At 60.7% G+C, this 17,319-nt stretch carries 15 protein-coding genes and 1 pseudogene; 10 read left to right on the forward strand and 6 right to left on the reverse strand.

Annotated features, from left to right (window positions below; translation table 11 throughout):
- Positions 1–11: 11 nt before the first annotated feature.
- A complete protein-coding gene (locus HX898_RS03360) occupies positions 12–905 on the reverse strand; it encodes a LysR family transcriptional regulator ArgP (protein ID WP_180194001.1) in 894 nt (297 codons plus the stop codon).
- Between the two features lie 101 nt (positions 906–1,006).
- On the opposite strand from HX898_RS03360, the gene HX898_RS03365 reads away from it, so the two are divergent.
- On the forward strand, positions 1,007–1,615 hold the full coding sequence (locus HX898_RS03365; RefSeq protein WP_180194348.1) for a LysE/ArgO family amino acid transporter: 609 nt from the start codon (positions 1,007–1,009) through the stop codon (positions 1,613–1,615).
- A 13-nt stretch (positions 1,616–1,628) separates the two neighbouring features.
- On the opposite strand, the gene HX898_RS03370 is transcribed toward HX898_RS03365, so the two are convergent.
- Both HX898_RS03370 and HX898_RS03375 read right to left on the reverse strand, forming a co-directional pair.
- Positions 1,629–2,840, reverse strand: coding sequence for a LysR family transcriptional regulator (locus HX898_RS03370; protein ID WP_138387457.1), 1,212 nt, complete (start codon positions 2,838–2,840; stop codon positions 1,629–1,631).
- A complete protein-coding gene (locus tag HX898_RS03375; protein ID WP_171598635.1) occupies positions 2,837–3,721 on the reverse strand; it encodes an NAD(P)-dependent oxidoreductase in 885 nt (294 codons plus the stop codon). Before HX898_RS03375 ends, HX898_RS03370 begins: the two co-directional genes overlap by 4 nt.
- 332 nt (positions 3,722–4,053) lie before the next feature.
- Here HX898_RS03375 and HX898_RS33025 point away from each other — a divergent pair.
- The 4 genes and pseudogenes from HX898_RS33025 to HX898_RS03390 form a co-directional block, all read left to right on the forward strand.
- Positions 4,054–4,190, forward strand: a pseudogene (locus HX898_RS33025) (PIG-L domain-containing protein); the annotation flags it as partial.
- Positions 4,191–4,287: 97 nt separating this feature from the next.
- Positions 4,288–5,250: a VOC family protein gene (locus HX898_RS03380; protein ID WP_180194002.1), complete on the forward strand. Its 963-nt coding sequence runs from the start codon at positions 4,288–4,290 to the stop codon at positions 5,248–5,250.
- A gap of 2 nt (positions 5,251–5,252) precedes the next feature.
- Positions 5,253–5,924: a 4-carboxy-4-hydroxy-2-oxoadipate aldolase/oxaloacetate decarboxylase gene (locus HX898_RS03385; protein ID WP_180194003.1), complete on the forward strand. Its 672-nt coding sequence runs from the start codon at positions 5,253–5,255 to the stop codon at positions 5,922–5,924.
- On the forward strand, positions 5,917–7,011 hold the full coding sequence (locus tag HX898_RS03390; RefSeq protein WP_180194004.1) for a 4-oxalomesaconate tautomerase: 1,095 nt from the start codon (positions 5,917–5,919) through the stop codon (positions 7,009–7,011). The genes HX898_RS03385 and HX898_RS03390 overlap by 8 nt, the downstream gene beginning before the upstream one ends.
- On the opposite strand, the gene HX898_RS33110 is transcribed toward HX898_RS03390, so the two are convergent.
- Positions 6,926–7,171: a hypothetical protein gene (locus HX898_RS33110; protein WP_246697880.1), complete on the reverse strand. Its 246-nt coding sequence runs from the start codon at positions 7,169–7,171 to the stop codon at positions 6,926–6,928. The two genes, HX898_RS03390 and HX898_RS33110, sit on opposite strands and share 86 nt — an antisense overlap.
- A 73-nt stretch (positions 7,172–7,244) precedes the next feature.
- Here HX898_RS33110 and HX898_RS03395 point away from each other — a divergent pair, with 73 nt between their 5' ends.
- Both HX898_RS03395 and HX898_RS03400 read left to right on the forward strand, forming a co-directional pair.
- Positions 7,245–8,186 carry a LysR family transcriptional regulator gene (locus HX898_RS03395; protein ID WP_017960848.1) on the forward strand — a complete coding sequence of 314 codons (942 nt, stop codon included), beginning with the start codon at positions 7,245–7,247 and terminating at the stop codon, positions 8,184–8,186.
- Between the two features lie 192 nt (positions 8,187–8,378).
- On the forward strand, positions 8,379–8,534 hold the full coding sequence (locus tag HX898_RS03400; protein WP_003540537.1) for a hypothetical protein: 156 nt from the start codon (positions 8,379–8,381) through the stop codon (positions 8,532–8,534).
- Positions 8,535–8,610: 76 nt separating this feature from the next.
- Here the strand turns inward: HX898_RS03400 and HX898_RS03405 are convergent, their stop codons facing one another.
- Positions 8,611–8,973, reverse strand: coding sequence for a hypothetical protein (locus HX898_RS03405; RefSeq protein ID WP_180194005.1), 363 nt, complete (start codon positions 8,971–8,973; stop codon positions 8,611–8,613).
- 20 nt (positions 8,974–8,993) lie between these two features.
- Positions 8,994–9,995 carry a glycine betaine ABC transporter substrate-binding protein gene (locus HX898_RS03410; RefSeq protein ID WP_180194006.1) on the reverse strand — a complete coding sequence of 334 codons (1,002 nt, stop codon included), beginning with the start codon at positions 9,993–9,995 and terminating at the stop codon, positions 8,994–8,996.
- Between the two features lie 671 nt (positions 9,996–10,666).
- On the opposite strand from HX898_RS03410, the gene HX898_RS03415 reads away from it, so the two are divergent.
- From HX898_RS03415 to HX898_RS03425, 3 genes are all read left to right on the forward strand, one after another.
- Entirely contained in the window at positions 10,667–12,121 is a 1,455-nt protein-coding gene (locus HX898_RS03415) for a cobyric acid synthase (RefSeq protein WP_180194349.1), read from the forward strand.
- A 931-nt stretch (positions 12,122–13,052) separates the two neighbouring features.
- Entirely contained in the window at positions 13,053–15,224 is a 2,172-nt protein-coding gene (locus HX898_RS03420) for a type I secretion system permease/ATPase (RefSeq protein WP_173883648.1), read from the forward strand.
- Positions 15,221–16,666, forward strand: coding sequence for an HlyD family type I secretion periplasmic adaptor subunit (locus HX898_RS03425; protein ID WP_138387465.1), 1,446 nt, complete (start codon positions 15,221–15,223; stop codon positions 16,664–16,666). Before HX898_RS03420 ends, HX898_RS03425 begins: the two co-directional genes overlap by 4 nt.
- The last annotated feature ends 653 nt before the right edge of the window (positions 16,667–17,319 follow it).

A 17,319-nucleotide genomic window follows, 5' to 3' on the forward strand; every position in this document is an offset into this window, starting at 1 on the left:
TGAGTGATGCATCAAAGACGGCGCTTGGCCACGGTGACGACTTCGCGTGTCAGATCCGCCAGGCGGTCGGCGGCGAGGCGATTGATCTGCCAATAGAGCGGGACATCGAGCGGCGTGTCGGGCACCAGCTCGACCAGCCGTCCGGATGCGAGGTGCTCGCAGGTCAGTTGGGTCGGGTTCATTCCCCAGCACATGCCCGAAAGGCTGGCCTCGACGAAGCTCTGCGGCGAAGGCAGCCAGTGGGTGGGGTAATCGAGATCGCGTCCGAATGTTCGCCTGATCCAGCTGCTCTGCAGCCTGTCCTTTTGATTGAAGGTCAGCGCGGGAGCGTTGCGGATCGCCTCTGATGTCACGCCCTGCGGAAAATAGCGTGCGACGAAGTCGGGGGTTGCCGTTGCATGGTAACGCAGAACGCCGAGTGCAAAACGCCGGCAGCCGCGGACCGGCTTTTCCAGGCTGGTGACGGCGGCGATCACCCGCCCGCGCTGCAGCCATTCGGCGGTGTGGTCCTGGTCGTCGACGGCGACGTTCAGCAGATAGGAAGAGCTTTTGGCAAAATTCGACATCGCCTCGACGAACCATGTCCCGAGGCTGTCGGCATTCGTCGCGATTTGAAGCGTGACCCTTTGGCGTGGTTCGTCGGGATCGGCGAGGGCCGGCAGTTGTCCGAAGAGTTCGGCTTCGAGCATGCCGACATTCTCCATATGGCGGCAGAGCCATTCTCCCTTTTCCGTCGCCGTGCACGGCGTGCCCCTGACGATGAGGACGACGCCGAGACGCTCTTCGAGCTGCTTCACGCGCTGCGAAATGGCCGAAGGGGTCACGTTCAGGACGGTCGCAGCTCTTTCGAAGCTGCCTGTCTGGACAATCGTTGCGACGGCGCGAAGAGCGGGATAGTCGAGCATGGATTAGTTTCACTTAATCGAAGTAAGCTGGATTAATTAGCCTAATTCTCCCAATCGCGATAGCGCAATCCTCACCGAAATGAGGGCATTTGGCTGAAGAGATGAATTTTTCGATCTATGGAACCGGCCTGATGATGGGCCTCAGCCTGATTGTCGCCATCGGCGCGCAGAACGCCTTCATCCTGCGCCAGGGCTTGCGCAACGAACATGTGTTCGCCGTCTGCCTCGCATGCGCGGTCTCCGATGCGGCGCTGATAGTGCTTGGCGTAACCAGCCTCCATCAAATCGCCAGGTTCATGCCCTGGCTCGATCCCGTCATGCGCTACGGCGGAGCCGTATTTTTGATCTGGTACGGGGCAAGAAGCCTCTATTCCGCCTTGCGGTCGTCCGCCGCTCTGACAGCCGGGGAGGCCAAAACGTCGAGCTTTCGGCAGACGCTGGCAACCTGCCTCGCACTCACCTGGCTCAATCCGCATGTTTATCTCGACACCGTGGTACTGCTCGGCACGATATCGACACGATATCCGGGAGAGCAGGCTTCTTTTGCGGCAGGGGCGGTGACGGGGTCCTTCCTGTTCTTTTTTTCGCTCGGTTATGGCGCGAAGCGGCTGCGGCCGATCTTCTCGAAACCCTCATCCTGGCGCATGCTGGAAACGCTCGTCGCTTTCACGATGTGGATCATAGCGTTCAAGCTGCTGGGCGGGTTGTGACCGCCGATCCGCTTCACCGCGTTTCGGCGGCCGACTCCTCGTTCGACGAGACGAACCTCAGGAATAGTTCCTGCGCGCGCGTCGGCATCCAGTTGACGCGCAGGGTGAGGCCGATCGGCCGTGCGGTGTGGCTGAGGTCGAGCGGCAATGCCTTGAGGAGGCCGCGTGACAATTCCGCCTGGGCCTGCAGATAGGAAATGCAGCCGAGATGGTCCGTTCCGTTCAGCAGTTCGCGCATCAGGATGAGCGAACTGGACTCGACGATGCTTGTTGGCGGGTGGTCCAGGCCCTCGAACAAGGTGTCGAAATGCCGCCGGATCGGCGTGCCGCGCTGGCCGACGATCCATGGATAGGCCGCGAGTTCCTCGACCGAGAGCTCGGAGCGTGCCGTCAGCGGATGGTTGCTGCCGGCAACTATGACCAGCGTATCGTTGAACAGGAAGCGTTGCTCGACGTCACCGATCGGTGCGGGATCGCGCAACGCGCCGATCAGGAAATCGATCTCGCCGCGCCTGAGGCCGGCAAGCAGATCGGCATAGGGACCTTCCAGAATGTGGATCGGCGTGTTCGGACGGAACTTCCGGAACTCGGCAATAGCTCTCGGAAGCACGAAGGAGCGTGAAAGCGGCATCGCACCGACGACGATCCGGCCTGCTTCTTCCGAATGTGTTTCGGCGAGATCCACCTCCGCCTGCGCCAGTTCGGCAAAGGCGAGGCGTGCGGCCTGGGCGAGCGTCCCGGCGGCGCGGGTGGCGACGATGCCGTAGGAAGTCCGCTCGAACAGCGGGCGGGCGGCTTCCTCCTCAAGCTGCGTCACCGCCCGGTGAACGGTCGGTTGTGCCAGGCCGAGCCTGCGAGCGGCAAGCGTGAAGTTCTCGGCCTCGCGCACGGCGATGAGGGCCTGCAGCTGCGAGGACGTCGCGACCATGCGAAGGCGGGGGCTGAGTTCATTGAGGGCCGGATCGAGGAAACCGAAGGCTCTTCGTACGCGCTTTGCGAGGACATCGCCCTGCGCATTGGCGAACAGTCCTTGCGGGGTCCTGGTGAAGAGGGTCGTGCGCAGGCCGCGCTCTATCTTGGAGAGCGCCTGCGTGACGGCGGGCTGCGAGAGATGGCAGACATCGGCGGCCCGGGTCACGGAATTGGTGTCGACCACTGCCAGGAAGACCCGGAGGTGGCGGAGGTTGTGCTGGACTTGCGATGCCTGAGATGCTGTCGGATTCAAGTCAAATTACGCTCCAGAATGGCATCCGCCCGCGCTTCCAGAGAATTCTCCTCCGTGCGGATGTCCAATTCGCCGATCTGCCGCTGCCAGTCGGTCGTTGCCGAGGCCATGCGGTCCGGCAGGCCGAGTTCCCTCAGTGTCGCGGCGACTTCCTGCATCTCCGCCGCCCGCCGCCTCCCATGGGCCATCATGCGTTCAAGGTTGTAAGCTGCGCGCGCGGTCCAGTCCATCCCGGGATCAGAAGCCTGGAGAGAGGCGAGCACTGCCTTCTCGACCCCGGCGCGGCGCGCGGCAAGCAGGCATTCCGCGGTCAGCGCTTCGAAACCCTTGATCATCACCGATCGGAGCATCTTGATCGAGGAGGCCTGCCCGACCTCGTCTCCCGCGGTCTGGACGTTCATGCCGAGGTCGAGGAGCAGGCGTTGCGCGCGGTCGGCCTGTGATCCGGAGATCAGCAGCGGCGTTCGATGACGGGCGGGATGGACGGGCGACATCACGGCGACGTCGACATAGATGGCGCCGGCGGCTTCGACGAGCTTGGCGGCGGCCGCCTTCGTCGCGGGGGAGCAGGAATTGCAGTCGAGATACAAGGCGTCCCTGTCGAGGAATTCGGCGGCGCGCGCCGCAGCTTCCAGAGAGCGATCCGCAGTCACTAGACTGAAGACGGTGCCGGCGCCCGCCAATGCCAGTCCCGGAGTTTCGGCGCAGTCGACGCCAAGGTCCGAACAGGCCCGGAGCAAATCGCTACGCTGGGATGGATCCTCCACCTTTATGTCGAATGTGGAGATCCTACCGGGGGACGCAGCGCCATTCTCGGATATCCAGCCCGACACAAAGGCCTGCGCTGCTTCGCCGAATCCGATCGTTGCAATCGCCGACATCGGTTTTTCCCTTTCCCCATGCTGCCGGGCAGCTCGTTCCTCAAAGTGAAATTGGGCAGGTAGGCGCGGTCCCGGCCGCGCCTGCCGCGAGAAGGCATATATGTGATGCCTCGACATGGGTCTTCGAGCCTGATCGTAACGTTAGGCTGTCCGGATGTGAGGGAAATGCCATTTCAAAATGATCGGCGAGATATAAGAAAAAGCTATAGTTCGCTGCCCGAGGGGATCCGCTGAGGCTTTCCTATAGCGAAAACTTATGAGATCGGCGCAATTCCAAATTGGCAAACGGCAGGCTGAGGCATGAAATCCCGTCAACTAGGAACGAGATATTCATGTCGGAAAAGAAGACGGCTCTCGTCATCAGCGTCCATGTTGCGGATTTCGTCTGGCGCTGCGGCGGCGCAATCGCGCTACACGCCAAAGGGGTTACGACGTCACGGTCGTGTGCCCGTCCTTCGGAGAGCGCGGCAGTCCTGCGGACGCGGCGCCCAATATGCGGAAGGCTTTCAATCGGTCTTTCCGCGCACGGTCGACGAGCTCTGGCCGGCCAAGGGAGGAGGAGATAGATGGAACCTTGTTTCGACATTGCGCATCTGGCGCATGTCGAGATGTATTCGAACAAGTTCGAAGAAAGTCTCGACTTTTTTCTGCGGGTCTACGGCCTGAGCCTTGCCGGCCAGGATGAGAATTCCGCCTACCTCAGGGCATGGGACGATTACGAGTTCCATACGCTGAAGCTGACGCGTCATCACACGACCGGCGTTGGGCACATCGCCTACCGGGCATCGTCGCCGCAGGCGCTCGAGCGGCGGGTGAAGGCGATCGAGGCGAGCGGCTACAAGGTTCTGGGATGGGTCGACGGCGATCTCGGCCATCACAGCGCCTTCCGCTTCGAAGATCCCTTCGGGCATGTGTTCGAAATCTATTACGACACGGTCCGCTACCGACCGCCCGACGATGAAAAGCCCGCTCTGAAAAACATCGCGCAGCGCTATCATGGCCGGGGATGCCACCCCCGGCGTCTCGACCATCTCAATCTTCTGGCGTCGGATGTTTCCGAGTTCCGGCGGTTCATGGAGACGTGCCTCGGGTCCCGGGTGACCGAGATGATCCAGCTCGACAACGGGCGCGTGGGAGGCTGCTGGTTCACCATCAACAACAAGGGCTACGACCTCGCCTGCACCGAGGAGCATGGCCGCGGCAGTGCCCGTCTTCACCACGTCACCTACGCTACGGACACGCGTGAGGACATCCTGAGGGCTGCAGACATCTTTCTCGAAAACGGCGTCCACATCGAGACCGGCCCGCACAAACACGCCATCCAGGGCACCTTCTTCCTCTACGTCTGGGAGCCGGCCGGCAATCGCGTCGAGCTAGCCAATGCCGGCGCGCGTCTCATCCTGGCGCCCGATTGGGAGCCGATCGTCTGGACCGAGGCGGATCGGAAAAAGGGGCAGGCCTGGGGGCTGAAGACGATCGAAACATTCCACACCCACGGCACGCCGCCGGCGGACAAGAACGGAGCATAAGCATGGGCATCGTCGTACAGAGCATACCGCGGGCGGAAGCTGATGTGATCGACAGGCTCGCCAAAGCAGGCGTCGCGACGGTCCACGAAGCCCAGGGGCGCAAAGGCATGCTCGCCAGCCATATGAGGCCGATCTATTCGGGTGCGCAGATCGCCGGCTCCGCCGTCACGATCTCCGCACCACCCGGTGACAACTGGATGATCCATGTGGCGATCGAGCAGATCCAGGCCGGCGACATCCTGGTGATTTCGCCGACCTCGCCCTGCGACAACGGCTATTTCGGCGACCTGCTCGCCACCTCGGCGCGGGCGCGAGGTTGCCGCGGCCTCGTCATCGACGCCGGTGTCCGCGATATCAGGGATCTGACCCAGATGCAGTTCCCGGTGTGGTCCAAGGCCGTGTCCGCGCAGGGGACCGTCAAGGAAACGCTCGGTTCGGTCAACGTTCCGATCGTCTGCGCTGGCGCCTTCATCGAAGCTGGCGACATCATCGTTGCCGATGACGACGGGGTGTGCGTGGTGAAGCTCAACGAGGCCGAGGAGGTTCTGACTGCTGCCGAGACACGGGTGGCGAACGAGGAGGCCAAGCGCCAACGCCTCGCCGCCGGTGAACTCGGGCTCGATATCTATGACATGCGGCCGAAGCTCCGGGAGAAGGGGCTTAAATATGTATGAGGACGGCATCCCCTGCCTCTGGATGCGAGGCGGAACGTCGAAAGGCGCCTATTTCCTGGCCGAGGACCTGCCTGGAGATCCCAACGAACGGGACGCCCTGCTGCTTGCCATCATGGGCTCACCGGACCCGCGGCAGATCGACGGGATCGGCGGTGCCGATCCGCTGACCTCCAAGGTTGCGGTGATTTCGGCTTCTTCCCGAGAGGATGCCGATGTCGACTATCTCTTTCTGCAAGTCTTCGTCGATCAGGCGCTGGTGAGCGGTGCGCAAGGGTGCGGAAACATCCTTGCCGGCGTCGGTCCTGCCGCGATCGAGCGGGGTCTGGTGAAAGCGTCGGATGACGTGACGCCCGTCAGGATTCACATGGTGAACTCCGGCGAGATCGCGCTTGCTCGGATCGAGACGCCGAATTGCAGGGTCAACTACCAGGGCAGGGCCGAAATCGCCGGCGTGCCGGGAAGCCATGCGGCGATACCGCTGCTCTTCGTCAACATTGCGGGCTCGATGTGCGGCGCCCTTCTTCCGACAGGAAACGAGGTCGATGTCATCGACGGCGTAGAGGCGACGCTGATCGACAACGGCATGCCCTGCGTGATCATGTGTGCCTCGGATTTTGGGCTTTCCGGGGAAGAGAGCCGCGAGGCGCTGGAAGCAAATGAGGGCCTCAAGCAGCGCATCGAATCCATTCGCCTCAAGGCCGGCCCGATGATGAACCTCGGCGACGTCACCGCCGCGTCCGTTCCCAAGATGACCCTCGTGTCGGAGCCCCGCGCCGGCGGATCGATCGGAACGCGCAGCTTCATCCCGCACAGGGTTCACGCCTCGGTCGGCGTGCTGGCCGCCGTCACCATTGCGACGGCGACGCGGCTCGGCCGTTCTACGGCGCATGCACTGGCACATGCTTCCACAGACGGCCGCTACCGCATCGAGCATCCCACAGGTGACATGGAGGTGTTTCTCGATCTGGCCGCAGACGGCTCGGTCCAGGGGGCGGGGACGATCAGAACGGCGCGCAAGCTGTTCGACGGACGAGTGTTTCCCAATTTAACGGCCCGCCCGAGCCCTGGTCAAAACCGTCTCGACTGACAGGCCGAGGCGTGTCCATCTCGCGCTGGCAATCTGCCAGCAGATGTGGCGGAAAACGCCTTAGCTCCCGGAGCGCGTGCTTGTGGTTCGCATCCCTGCGCCTCTGCGACTTGAATGCGGAAAGGGCCTGTACGATATTCCAGATGCTTGTTTGAGACATTTCGGGCCTCCTTTGCTGCATTTAGCTGCCGACGCTCGAAATATGAGTGTCAATTGACATTCAATCAAACAAAATGATATGGGGTTATAAATCAGAAAAATTGAAAGATGCGACGATGAGTATTCCCTTTCGCCGTCCCATTCCACTGCTTGACAACGAAGTGCTGCGTACTTTCGTGGCTATCGCGGAGACAGGCAATTTTTCGACCGCCGCAGAGGCGGTCTTCCGCACGCCGTCGGCGGTGTCGATGCAGATCAAGAAGCTTGAAGAACAGCTTGGTGCGACGCTGTTTCTGCGCGACGCCCGCTCGGTATCGTTGACGCGCCACGGCGAAATGTTGCTGTCCTATGCCCGCAACATCTTGGCGCTGTCGAACGAGGCGGTGTCGCGCTTCATCATGCCGGAGCTCAGCGGCGTCGTGCGGCTCGGCGCGCCGGAGGATATCGGCGAACGGCTGCTGCCGAGCATCCTGAAGAGTTTCGCCGAAAGCTATCCCGGCATCATGGTCGACGTGACGATCGACATGAGCATCGGGCTGAAGAAGCGCATGGAGGAGCAGCGGCTCGACCTGGCGTTGATCAACTGTGCGACACGGCCGTTCCCGACCGGCGGTGAGGTCGTGTTCCGCGAGCGGCTGGTCTGGGCCGGCGCCAAGTGCGGTTCGGCGCATCGCCGCGATCCGCTGCCGATCTCGATCTGGGAAGATGGCTGCATCTGGCGCCAGGAGGCACTCTCCCAGCTCGAACGCAACAAGCGGCATTATCGCGTCGCCTATCTCAGCGGCCACACGATGGCGCAGCGCGCCGCCGTGCTTTCCGATCTCGCCATTGCGCCGTTGCCGCTGTCCTATGTCAACGAGGATATGGCGATCCTCGGGCCTCAGGAAGGGCTGCCGGAGCTCGGCGCCTTTGATATCCGCCTGCTGACCGCCTCGCAGGTGTCGGGGCCGATCGAGACGGTGGCCGACAGCATTCGCGGCGCCTTTGCCGAGAGAGCGAAGGCGGTCGCCGCCTAGCCGCGCAACCCCGAAAATCGGAATCGATTTCGGACAGGATTATGCGCCGATCGAAAGTGACAGCGCGCCCTATCGGACGCGCGGCTGTCGCGGCTATCCTTTCAGCCACTGAACCTTTTGGTTTGTCATGCGTTATCGGCGCGGACGGCATTTGTCGCCGTTCGGGGTTGATTTCAAACAAGGATATCCGAGATGACGACAACGGCCAAAATTGCCGCAGCCTTGATGGTTCTTCTTGCCCTTTCTTCCTGCGGCAATACGATCCGCGGCATAGGAAAAGATACGGCAAACACCGTGAACGCCACGCAGGATGCCGGCCGCTCAGTCGACCGCGCCGCGAAGAAGTGATGACGGTTCAGATTCCTTCCGGGGACTGCCTGATCAGATACCGACCGAGGGACCAGATGACCCGGTCCTGATTATCCTAGCGGATGACCGGGGGATAAGCCTTTTCGAGGCCACCGGATCGGCTGAGGCCGGTCCGGAAGGCTTGGTAGGCCGGATGCTGGCCAGATCGGGCGGTTTCCATCAGCCGGATCTGCAGCCGATCCGGCGCTTGGGCCCCGAGCCACATTCCCAGATTTTCGAGCTTCAGAGAGTTCAGGAAACGCGATCCGGCGGCAAGATCGAGATGGCGGCGCAGGCCGTCGAGCAGGTTGTCGTCCTGGACAGCGTTTTCCATGAGCAGCGCCAGGTAGGACTTGTCGGTCTCCGACAGCGCGGCGAGCTTTTCCGCAACGGTATCGCGGTCGGGAAAGGGAACATTGCCTGTCATCGAATCGTCCATGCTTAATCGTGTTTTGGCCGTTATAAGCTCGCCTTGACCTTCTCGGCTACATCGACTGGCACCCATTTCGTCCACAGACTCTCGTAATTGCGAAGGAAATAGATAGCGGCATCCTCGTTGCTTTCGCGGTTTTCGTCCTGCCAGGCGAGCACCTGGTTGATCGTCGCATTGTCCCATTTGCGGGTTTTGAGATAGGTCGTGACTGGTCCGGCGCGGGTGGCGAAGGACCTGGTCATCAGGGTGAAGGCGCGCGAGACCGGGTAGGAATTGAGCTCGGGCCTGACGCAGCCGGCAACCGCGGTACAGCGATCCCATTCATTCTTGCTGTGGCCGACGCCGAAGCTCAGGCGCGTCATGTCGTATTTGCCGAGGATGGCGGTCGGCGCCCAGTAATAACCGAGCCAGCCGATCTTGTTGTCGAAGGCGCGGGCAATCGACGCATCGAGCCGTTCGGGACTGCCGGTCTCGACAAGCTCGAAGCCCTTCTTGTCGGCGGCAAGCGCCTTGAACAGGTTGGTGGTCGATATCTGGCAGCTCCAGTCGGCGGGGCAGTTGTAAACTGCGCCTTTCGACGGGTCGTCTTCGGCGGGGAAGAGTTCGGGATGCTTCAGCGCGTCCTCGACCGAGCGGATGTCGGGGTGGGCGTCGGCGATGAATTTCGGGATCCACCAACCCTCGACGGCGCCGTCGGCCAGGATTTCGGCCCCCTGTACCAGCCGGCCACTGTTGACAGCCTGATCGAGCAGGGACCTGACGGAATTGATCCAGTATTCCGAGGCGATGTCGGGGATGCCTTTCTCATTCATCGAGGCGAAGGTCGGCAGGGTGTCGCCATCGACGATGGTAACGGAGCAGCCATATCCCTTTTCCAGAATGATCTTGTCGAAGCTTGCGGCAATGCCTGCCGAGGCCCATTTCATTTCTGCGATCGAAACGCTGCTGCATTCGGCGGCTTCGGCCGGCGCGACGGTAGAAAGAGCCGCGGCAAAGACGGCGGGAATCAGAAACGTCTTCATCGTCATTCCCCGAATTCTTCTTAGGCAGACGCGCAGCAGGCTCTGAAATTCACCGACAAATATCTCCGGCACCCGAAGGGAAAATGCCTGCCGGGCGATACCGCAACAGGCTTTCCGGTTCCTGGGCGCCGTCCGTGCTTGCGGCTCCGGCAACTCGTCGCAGGACTTATTCAACAATGGCGCATTTTGACCGAGCCTACGCGTTCGCTCGCAGAAATCAACCATCTTCTGCTCATGGTTGCGTGACTAAATTATTGAATTCGAAGAATTTATGTCAGCATTCCGAAATTGGCGCCCTCGGGCGAAAAGCGCGCTCTTGGCGACAGGCTGCGGATCTTCGGCAGAAATTTTGGCCAGAATGTCAAAAAAGGTCAAAATTAACATTTGCGTAAGCCTTCAATAACTCTCCGGTAAGAATGTGCCGTTATCAGTTGGGGCGTGGCAGCAATGACCGCCGCTTCTCCGGTTCAGGTAGTGCGTACCGGAGAAAGCGAGCTTCGCCGTGTAAGGGCGAAGACGCCTGAGTTTTCGGCAAACCGCGCAGAGCCAAGGCCATGCGCGGTTTTCGCGTTTGTGTGGGGACGTGACTGGGGCCAAGTCTTGACCCGGGCCAAGCTTGACCCGAGGTTGCCGCCCATTGTAGGCCTCGCCTGAACGAGAGGCGAATGCGGGCCATCATGGCAAGAGCGATCATGCTGCAGGGAACCGGCTCCGATGTCGGCAAGACGGTGCTGGTTGCGGGCCTCTGCCGGCTGGCGGCCAATCGCGGGCTGACGGTCCGGCCGTTCAAGCCGCAGAACATGTCGAACAATGCGGCGGTCGCCGATGACGGCGGCGAGATCGGCCGGGCGCAGTGGCTGCAGTCGCTGGCCGCGCGCACGCCGTCCTCGGTGCACATGAACCCGGTGCTGCTCAAGCCGCAATCGGAAAACGGCAGCCAGATCATCGTGCAGGGCAGGGTGTTCGGACAGGCGAAGGGGCGCGACTACCAGCGGCTGAAACCTGAGCTGCTCGGCGCCGTGCTCGAAAGTTTCGAAAAAGTGGCTGCGGGTGCCGACCTCGTTATCGTCGAGGGCGCCGGATCGCCGGCCGAGATCAATCTCAGGGCCGGCGATATCGCCAATATGGGCTTTGCGACGCGGGCCGGCGTGCCTGTCGTGCTCGTCGGCGATATCGACCGCGGCGGCGTCATCGCCTCGCTGGTCGGCACGCATGCAATCCTCGACGAGGGCGACCAGGCGATGATTGCGGGCTATATCATCAACAAGTTCCGCGGCGACGTCTCGCTGTTTGACGACGGCATCCGCGCCATCGAGGGCTTTACCGGCTGGCCGTGCTTCGGCGTCGTGCCGTGGCTGCCGGGTGCTGCGCGCCTGCCGGCCGAAGATTCGGTCGTGCTCGAACGGCTGGCGAGGGGCGGGGCGGGCGCGCTGAAGATCGCCGTGCCGGTGCTGCCACGTATCGCCAATTTCGACGATCTCGATCCGCTGAGGACCGAGCCGGATGTCGAGCTGGTCTTCGTTCGCGCCGGCGAGCGGCTGCCCGCCGACGCGGGCCTCATCGTCCTTCCCGGCTCGAAATCGACGATATCGGATCTCACCGATTTCAGGGCTGAGGGCTGGGACCGCGATCTCCAGGCGCATGTCAGGCGCGGCGGCCGGGTGATCGGCATCTGCGGCGGCTACCAGATGCTCGGCCGGACGGTGCACGATCCACTCGGCATCGAGGGCGGGACGCTGGAGACACCGGGGCTTGGGCTGCTCGACATCGAGACCGAGATGGCGCCGGAAAAGACCGTGCGCAACAGCCAGGCCCGCTCCACCGAATATGACGCGCCGCTTGCCGGCTACCAGATCCATCTCGGCATCACCCGTGGCCCGGATTGTATCAGGCCTTCGGCGATCATCGACGGCGCGCCCGACGGGGCGCTGTCGGCCGACGGCCGGATCATGGGCACCTATCTGCACGGCCTCTTTGGCGGCGACGCCTACCGCGCCCGACTGCTTCAAAGTTTCGGGCTATTGGGCGAAGGCGGCAACTACCGCGAAAGCGTTGACCGGGCACTCGACGAGATCGCGAGTGGGCTGGAAAAACATCTCGACCCGCGCTGGCTTGCGGGGCTGGTTGGATAGAGCTGTTTTGTCATCTCTGAAGCGAGCCGAGACTTCCCTCTTTTGGGGTTTTGCTGATTCCATAGCATCGCTTGGTGATTTGCCTGGAGAGGATATGGTTCGTGCTTTTAGTGACGATCTGCGCAGTCGGACGTTCTAGCATAATAGACATCTGAGCGGCGTGGAGGCTAAGGCAGTCCGTTGTGGCTGTCGTTGAGTTCGAACGTCGTGGAAAAGCCATCCAATCTTTTGCGCATTGCACCGCCGAGAGATATCGGCGGCTATGCGTTCTTGTCGACAGCCAACGAACGCGTCGATTTCGATGGGTAATGCCCTCGGGCCTTACATTGCTAACCCCAACATGCCCAAAGACTACGGATACGGATCAATTTTGTACAATAGTCACATTGACCTCATGCGACAAAATAGCCTCAAGACCCAAAGGCACGCGATATCACAGAGCCGTGATTTGACCGATAGTTCTCTCCGATTAAACGTGAGACACGCAAAACAAAATCATAGGTAGTCCTTTCTGACAAGCTTTGGCTATCCACCTTTGAACTATGAAATAACCAACTGGCGTTGACGAGCGGGGGCTCGGAGCAAACAATTCTTCTGCGCGTAGGGTCGCGGCGGGATTAGTCAGAGCCGGTTGTTTTAGGAATCTTTGTCAAAGCCGAAGGTAAACGTTCCTTTACAAGAAGAAGAGAGCCCCACCAATAAATGGAAACCCCTAAAAACCAATCAAAATAGTCAATATCTTGTGCGAGCTAGAGCGCATTTTTGGCGCTTTGCTTTTGCTCCGCACTGGATTTTCACGCCACGTCATCAACCGAGAGCGTCGCGGGTCAAAGTATCTTTCGTCAGCCTGGGCAACGGATTTTATCTCGTGTCGTACGACCCCGGGATTGTGATTGCAATATTTATACAGTCAATAGGATGTGATCTTCGTATGGGCAGCCTCGACCCCGGCATCGCAAATGCGGCCGCGCAACCGGTGGATTCCGGCCTGCGTGCTTTGTGCGGAATTGCAGCCTTTTACCGGATTGCTGCCGATCCGAACCAGCTTCATCATGAGCTTGCAATTGGCAGCGGGGTTGCTTCCGAGCTGGATCTTCTGCGGGCGGCATCAGCAGTCGGATTGAAGGCAAGGGCTGTCCGCGAATTGACCGAAGCACGCCTCAGAAATCTGCCTGTTCCCGCGATCGTGCATATGCCGGAAGGCACATTCGCCATTCTCGGCGGACCGACCCCGGCCGGCCGATACAGGGTCATTGATCCCGTAACACGCGCCGATCGTGAATTATCGGCAGCCGAGCTGCTGATCGAGACAGGTGCCCGCGCGCTTCTCGTGGCCCGGAAATTGGGAGGGGCAGGAACAGATCCCAGGACCTTCGGACTGAAATGGTTTCTGCCGTCCCTCTGGCGCTACCGCAAGCCACTTGCACACGTCCTCGTCGCCTCGCTCTTCGTTCAGATTTTTGCCCTGGTAACGCCGCTCTTCTTCCAGGTAGTCGTCGACAAGGTTCTCACGCACAAGGGCTATTCGACGCTGTTCGTTCTGGTCGCCGGAATTGCGATCATCGGTCTCTTCGATGTCGTCTTACAGTACCTGCGAACCTATGCGTTGTCGCACACGACCAACCGTATCGACGTCGAGCTGGGACAACGGCTTTTCCGTCACCTGCTTCGCTTGCCGCTCGACTATTTCGAAACGCGGTCTGCAGGCCAGACGGTCGCCCGTGTCCGGGAATTGGAAACGATCCGGAACTTCCTCACGGGGCAGGGGCTGTTTGCCGCAATCGACCTGGTATTCGCCATCGTCTTTCTCTGCATCCTGTGGCTCTACTCGTGGAGCCTGACGCTGATCGTTCTCGGCTCGATCCCGCTCTACGCCCTCGTTGGCTTTCTCGTGCGCCCACCGCTTCGCGACATGGTCAAGGAGAAGTTCAACCGTGGCGCGGTCAGCCAGCAGTTGCTCGTCGAGGCGATCATCGGCATACAGACCGTAAAAGCGGCGGCGGTCGAACCGGTCATGCAGGCGCAGTGGGAAGAAAAGCTCGCCGCCTACGTGAAGACTGCGTTTCAGACGACGCTGCTCGGCGCCGGCGGGCAGAACGTCATCCAGTACATCAGCAAGCTTACGACGGCGCTGCTGTTGCTGTTCGGTGCGCGCGCTGTCATCAACGGCGAGCTGTCGGTAGGCTCGCTCGTCGCCTTCAACATGATCGCCAGCCAGGCCACCGCACCCGTCCTCCGGCTCTCGCAGCTCTGGCAGGACTTCCAGCAAGTCCAGATCTCGATCGACCGTCTCGGCGACATTCTGAATACGCCGATGGAGCGAACGCCGGCAACGCGGCTTGCCCTTCCCGCTCCGAGAGGCCTCATCGAATTCAAGAATGTCAGTTTCCGCTACCGCCCCGGCGGTCAGGATATCCTGAAGAGCATCAACCTGCATGTCCGCCCAGGCGAGGTGGTCGGTATCGTCGGTGCTTCGGGGTCGGGTAAATCGACGCTGACGAAGCTCATCCAGAGGCTCTATCTTGCCAACGAAGGCCAAGTCTTGCTCGACGGGATGGATCTTTCGCAAATGGATCCGGCGTGGTTGCGAGGTCACATTGGCGTCGTTCTGCAGGAGAACCTGCTCTTCAATCGCACGATCCACGAGAATATCGCGCTCGCCAATCCCGCATTGCCGCGCGCCCAGGTCCTGGCGGTGGCCCGTCTTTCCGGTGCCGACGAATTCATATCGAAACTGCCGCAGGGCTATGACACCGTCATCGAGGAACGGGGCGCCAACCTGTCGGGTGGGCAGCGGCAGCGCATAGCCATCGCAAGGGCGCTCGCCACCAACCCGCCGCTCCTCATCTTCGACGAGGCGACGAGTGCCCTCGACTATGAAAGCGAGCGCGTCGTCCAGGAAAACATGCGCCACATCGTCCAGGGTCGAACCGTGATCATCATCGCCCATCGCCTTGCCGCCGTTCGAAACTGCCACAGGATTATCGGCATGGCAGACGGCCGGGTTGTCGAGATGGGAACGCATGACGAGCTTCTGCAAAAGAAGGATGGTCTCTTTGCGCGGCTCTGGACGTTGCAGCACGATACAAGGGTTCCGGCATGACTGTTGCCGCCCGCACCATCGCTGCCTCGCCTCCGCCGACACGGTCTAGATCCGACAACCAGTTCCTGGCGCCTGCACTCGAGGTACTTGAAACGCCGCCGTCCCCGGTCGGAACGGCGCTCCTTTTGATTATCTGTCTGCTCGCGGCCGTCGCGCTTGCCTGGGCATATCTCGGCAGGATCGACATCATCGCGACGGCACAGGGCAAAATCCAACCGGTCGGACGGGTCAAGGTCGTTCAGCCGCTTTACGGTGGCAAGGTCGTTGGTCTGCCGCCCGCCAATGGAACCGAAGTGCATCGCGGCGATGTGCTGTTCCAGCTGGACTCGACCGAAGCCATTGCCGACGAACGGGATGCCGAAACCGCGCTCGCGTCCGTTCAGGCAGAAGCCACGCGTCGGCGTGAGGCGCTTGTTGCCGGGGCTGCAGCGGGTGATCCGCGCGGCGCTCGCATCGACTGGGCAGCAGACGTGCCCGCGAAGCTTCGCAAACGGGAGGACGCCATTCTCGCCAGCGAGCTCGGTCAGCTCGACGCGTCGCTGACGTCATTGCGTTCCCAAATGCGCCAGAAGGAAGGGGAGCGAGACCACCTTCAGGATACGCTCGACGAGCAGGCGTCGCTCGTCGATACGCTACAACAGCGGGTCGCGATGCGCAACACGCTCGTCGGTGAGAACGCAGGGCCGATCGCCGGCGTCATCGACGCGACCGAAACCTTAAAGACGCAGCGGACACAGCTCGCGATCCAGAAGGGTCAACTTGCCGACGCCGTAGCCGGGATCGATGTCCTCGGCGCCGAGATCGAAAAGGCCCGCAGCACGTTCATCAGTGACCAGACCGAAAAACTCGGCGATGCCGAGCGGCAGGCCGAGGATCTCGAACAGCGCCTTGCAAAGAGCCGCGCCGAACTAGCGCAAATGACGGTGCGCAGCCCGATCGACGGCGTCGTCCAGGCCTCCGCGATCTCCACCGAAGGTCAGGTGGTGACGGCGGGCGAAGAGGTTCTGAGGGTCGTCCCTGCAGGGGCCACACTGGAACTCGAGGTTTATGTTCCCAATCGCGATATCGGCTTCGTTCATGTCGGCCAGCCGGCGGTGGTGAAGCTGGATGCCTTCCCGTTCACCCAATACGGCACGGTTCCGGCAACGATCACCAAGATAGCAACCGATGCCATTCCGGAGCCGGACGCCGAGCGCCGAGAGGAAGACGCTGCTGCCGCACCGCAAACTTCGCTGTTTGCGGGTGCCGAGCGGACACAGAACCTCGTTTTCGCGGTGACGCTGAAGCTTGAGCAAAATGCGGTGCAGGCGGATGGCGCGGATGTTTCGCTTTCACCGGGAATGTCGGCAACGGCCGAGGTCAGAACCGGTTCGAGGCGGATACTGGCCTACGTGTTTTCGCCTCTCGTTGAAGTGGCGAGCGATGCAATGAAGGAGCGGTGATTTGATAAAAGCGATGCGCCCCCGCAGCAACCGAGATGGTCGGTATTTCCCGTCGTCTCGTCATATTGATGGAGGATCCGAGCGTGAACGGTGATTTTGTACCTGCAAGCCCGCTTTCCCCGATCGGGCCCGTCCCCATCGTCCTGTTTCTGATCTTCCTGTTCTTAGTAGGTCGAACTCTACTCCGACGAAGCATTATTAGCGTAGACAGCGTTTTCGCGATTCTGATGGTCGCGGTGACAATTTCATCTCTCGCGTTATTTCACCGATTTCGAGCCCCTGACTATCTGCTCATCTTCTTGGTTGCGCAGATTATAATCGCTTTGATCTTCTTCCCAATCGCTTGGTGGATGGCGCGTCGCGCGAAGGTAACTGATGAGGGATTTTTTTACAGACTCAGCAAAAGCCCAGTTGAAAATAATATGAAGCAGGCATTCATAGCGGCAACAATAGAAATTGCAGTATGTTTCGTCATATACATTTCAGACTATAGATTAACTACGCCATGCGACAATGCAAAATGCTATACAATAGACTTTTTGATAGGCTCGAGAGAGAACGGATTTTTTAATCTTTATATGGCGAATACGATAACATCCATATTCTTCATTTCGTTCTTTGTGCATCTGTACAACATCTATCTGAAGACAATA

The sequence above is a fragment of the Rhizobium sp. WYCCWR 11128 genome, from assembly GCF_013416305.1.
Classification (GTDB): Bacteria; Pseudomonadota; Alphaproteobacteria; order Rhizobiales; family Rhizobiaceae; genus Rhizobium; species Rhizobium indicum.

Excerpts from the sequence above, each read along its gene's own strand:
- HX898_RS03415 (WP_180194349.1), top strand. The coding sequence starts at position 10,667 with ATGGCAAGAGCGATCATGCTGCAGGGAACCGGCTCCGATGTCGGCAAG.
- HX898_RS03385 (WP_180194003.1), top strand. The coding sequence starts at position 5,253 with ATGGGCATCGTCGTACAGAGCATACCGCGGGCGGAAGCTGATGTGATC.
- HX898_RS03390 (WP_180194004.1), top strand. The coding sequence starts at position 5,917 with ATGTATGAGGACGGCATCCCCTGCCTCTGGATGCGAGGCGGAACGTCG.
- HX898_RS03380 (WP_180194002.1), top strand. The coding sequence starts at position 4,288 with ATGGAACCTTGTTTCGACATTGCGCATCTGGCGCATGTCGAGATGTAT.
- HX898_RS33110 (WP_246697880.1), bottom strand. The coding sequence starts at position 7,171 with ATGTCTCAAACAAGCATCTGGAATATCGTACAGGCCCTTTCCGCATTC.
- HX898_RS03405 (WP_180194005.1), bottom strand. The coding sequence starts at position 8,973 with ATGGACGATTCGATGACAGGCAATGTTCCCTTTCCCGACCGCGATACC.
- HX898_RS03425 (WP_138387465.1), top strand. The coding sequence starts at position 15,221 with ATGACTGTTGCCGCCCGCACCATCGCTGCCTCGCCTCCGCCGACACGG.
- HX898_RS03360 (WP_180194001.1), bottom strand. The coding sequence starts at position 905 with ATGCTCGACTATCCCGCTCTTCGCGCCGTCGCAACGATTGTCCAGACA.
- HX898_RS03410 (WP_180194006.1), bottom strand. The coding sequence starts at position 9,995 with ATGACGATGAAGACGTTTCTGATTCCCGCCGTCTTTGCCGCGGCTCTT.
- HX898_RS03395 (WP_017960848.1), top strand. The coding sequence starts at position 7,245 with ATGATATGGGGTTATAAATCAGAAAAATTGAAAGATGCGACGATGAGT.
- HX898_RS03400 (WP_003540537.1), top strand. The coding sequence starts at position 8,379 with ATGACGACAACGGCCAAAATTGCCGCAGCCTTGATGGTTCTTCTTGCC.
- HX898_RS03375 (WP_171598635.1), bottom strand. The coding sequence starts at position 3,721 with ATGTCGGCGATTGCAACGATCGGATTCGGCGAAGCAGCGCAGGCCTTT.
- HX898_RS03365 (WP_180194348.1), top strand. The coding sequence starts at position 1,007 with ATGAATTTTTCGATCTATGGAACCGGCCTGATGATGGGCCTCAGCCTG.
- HX898_RS03420 (WP_173883648.1), top strand. The coding sequence starts at position 13,053 with ATGGGCAGCCTCGACCCCGGCATCGCAAATGCGGCCGCGCAACCGGTG.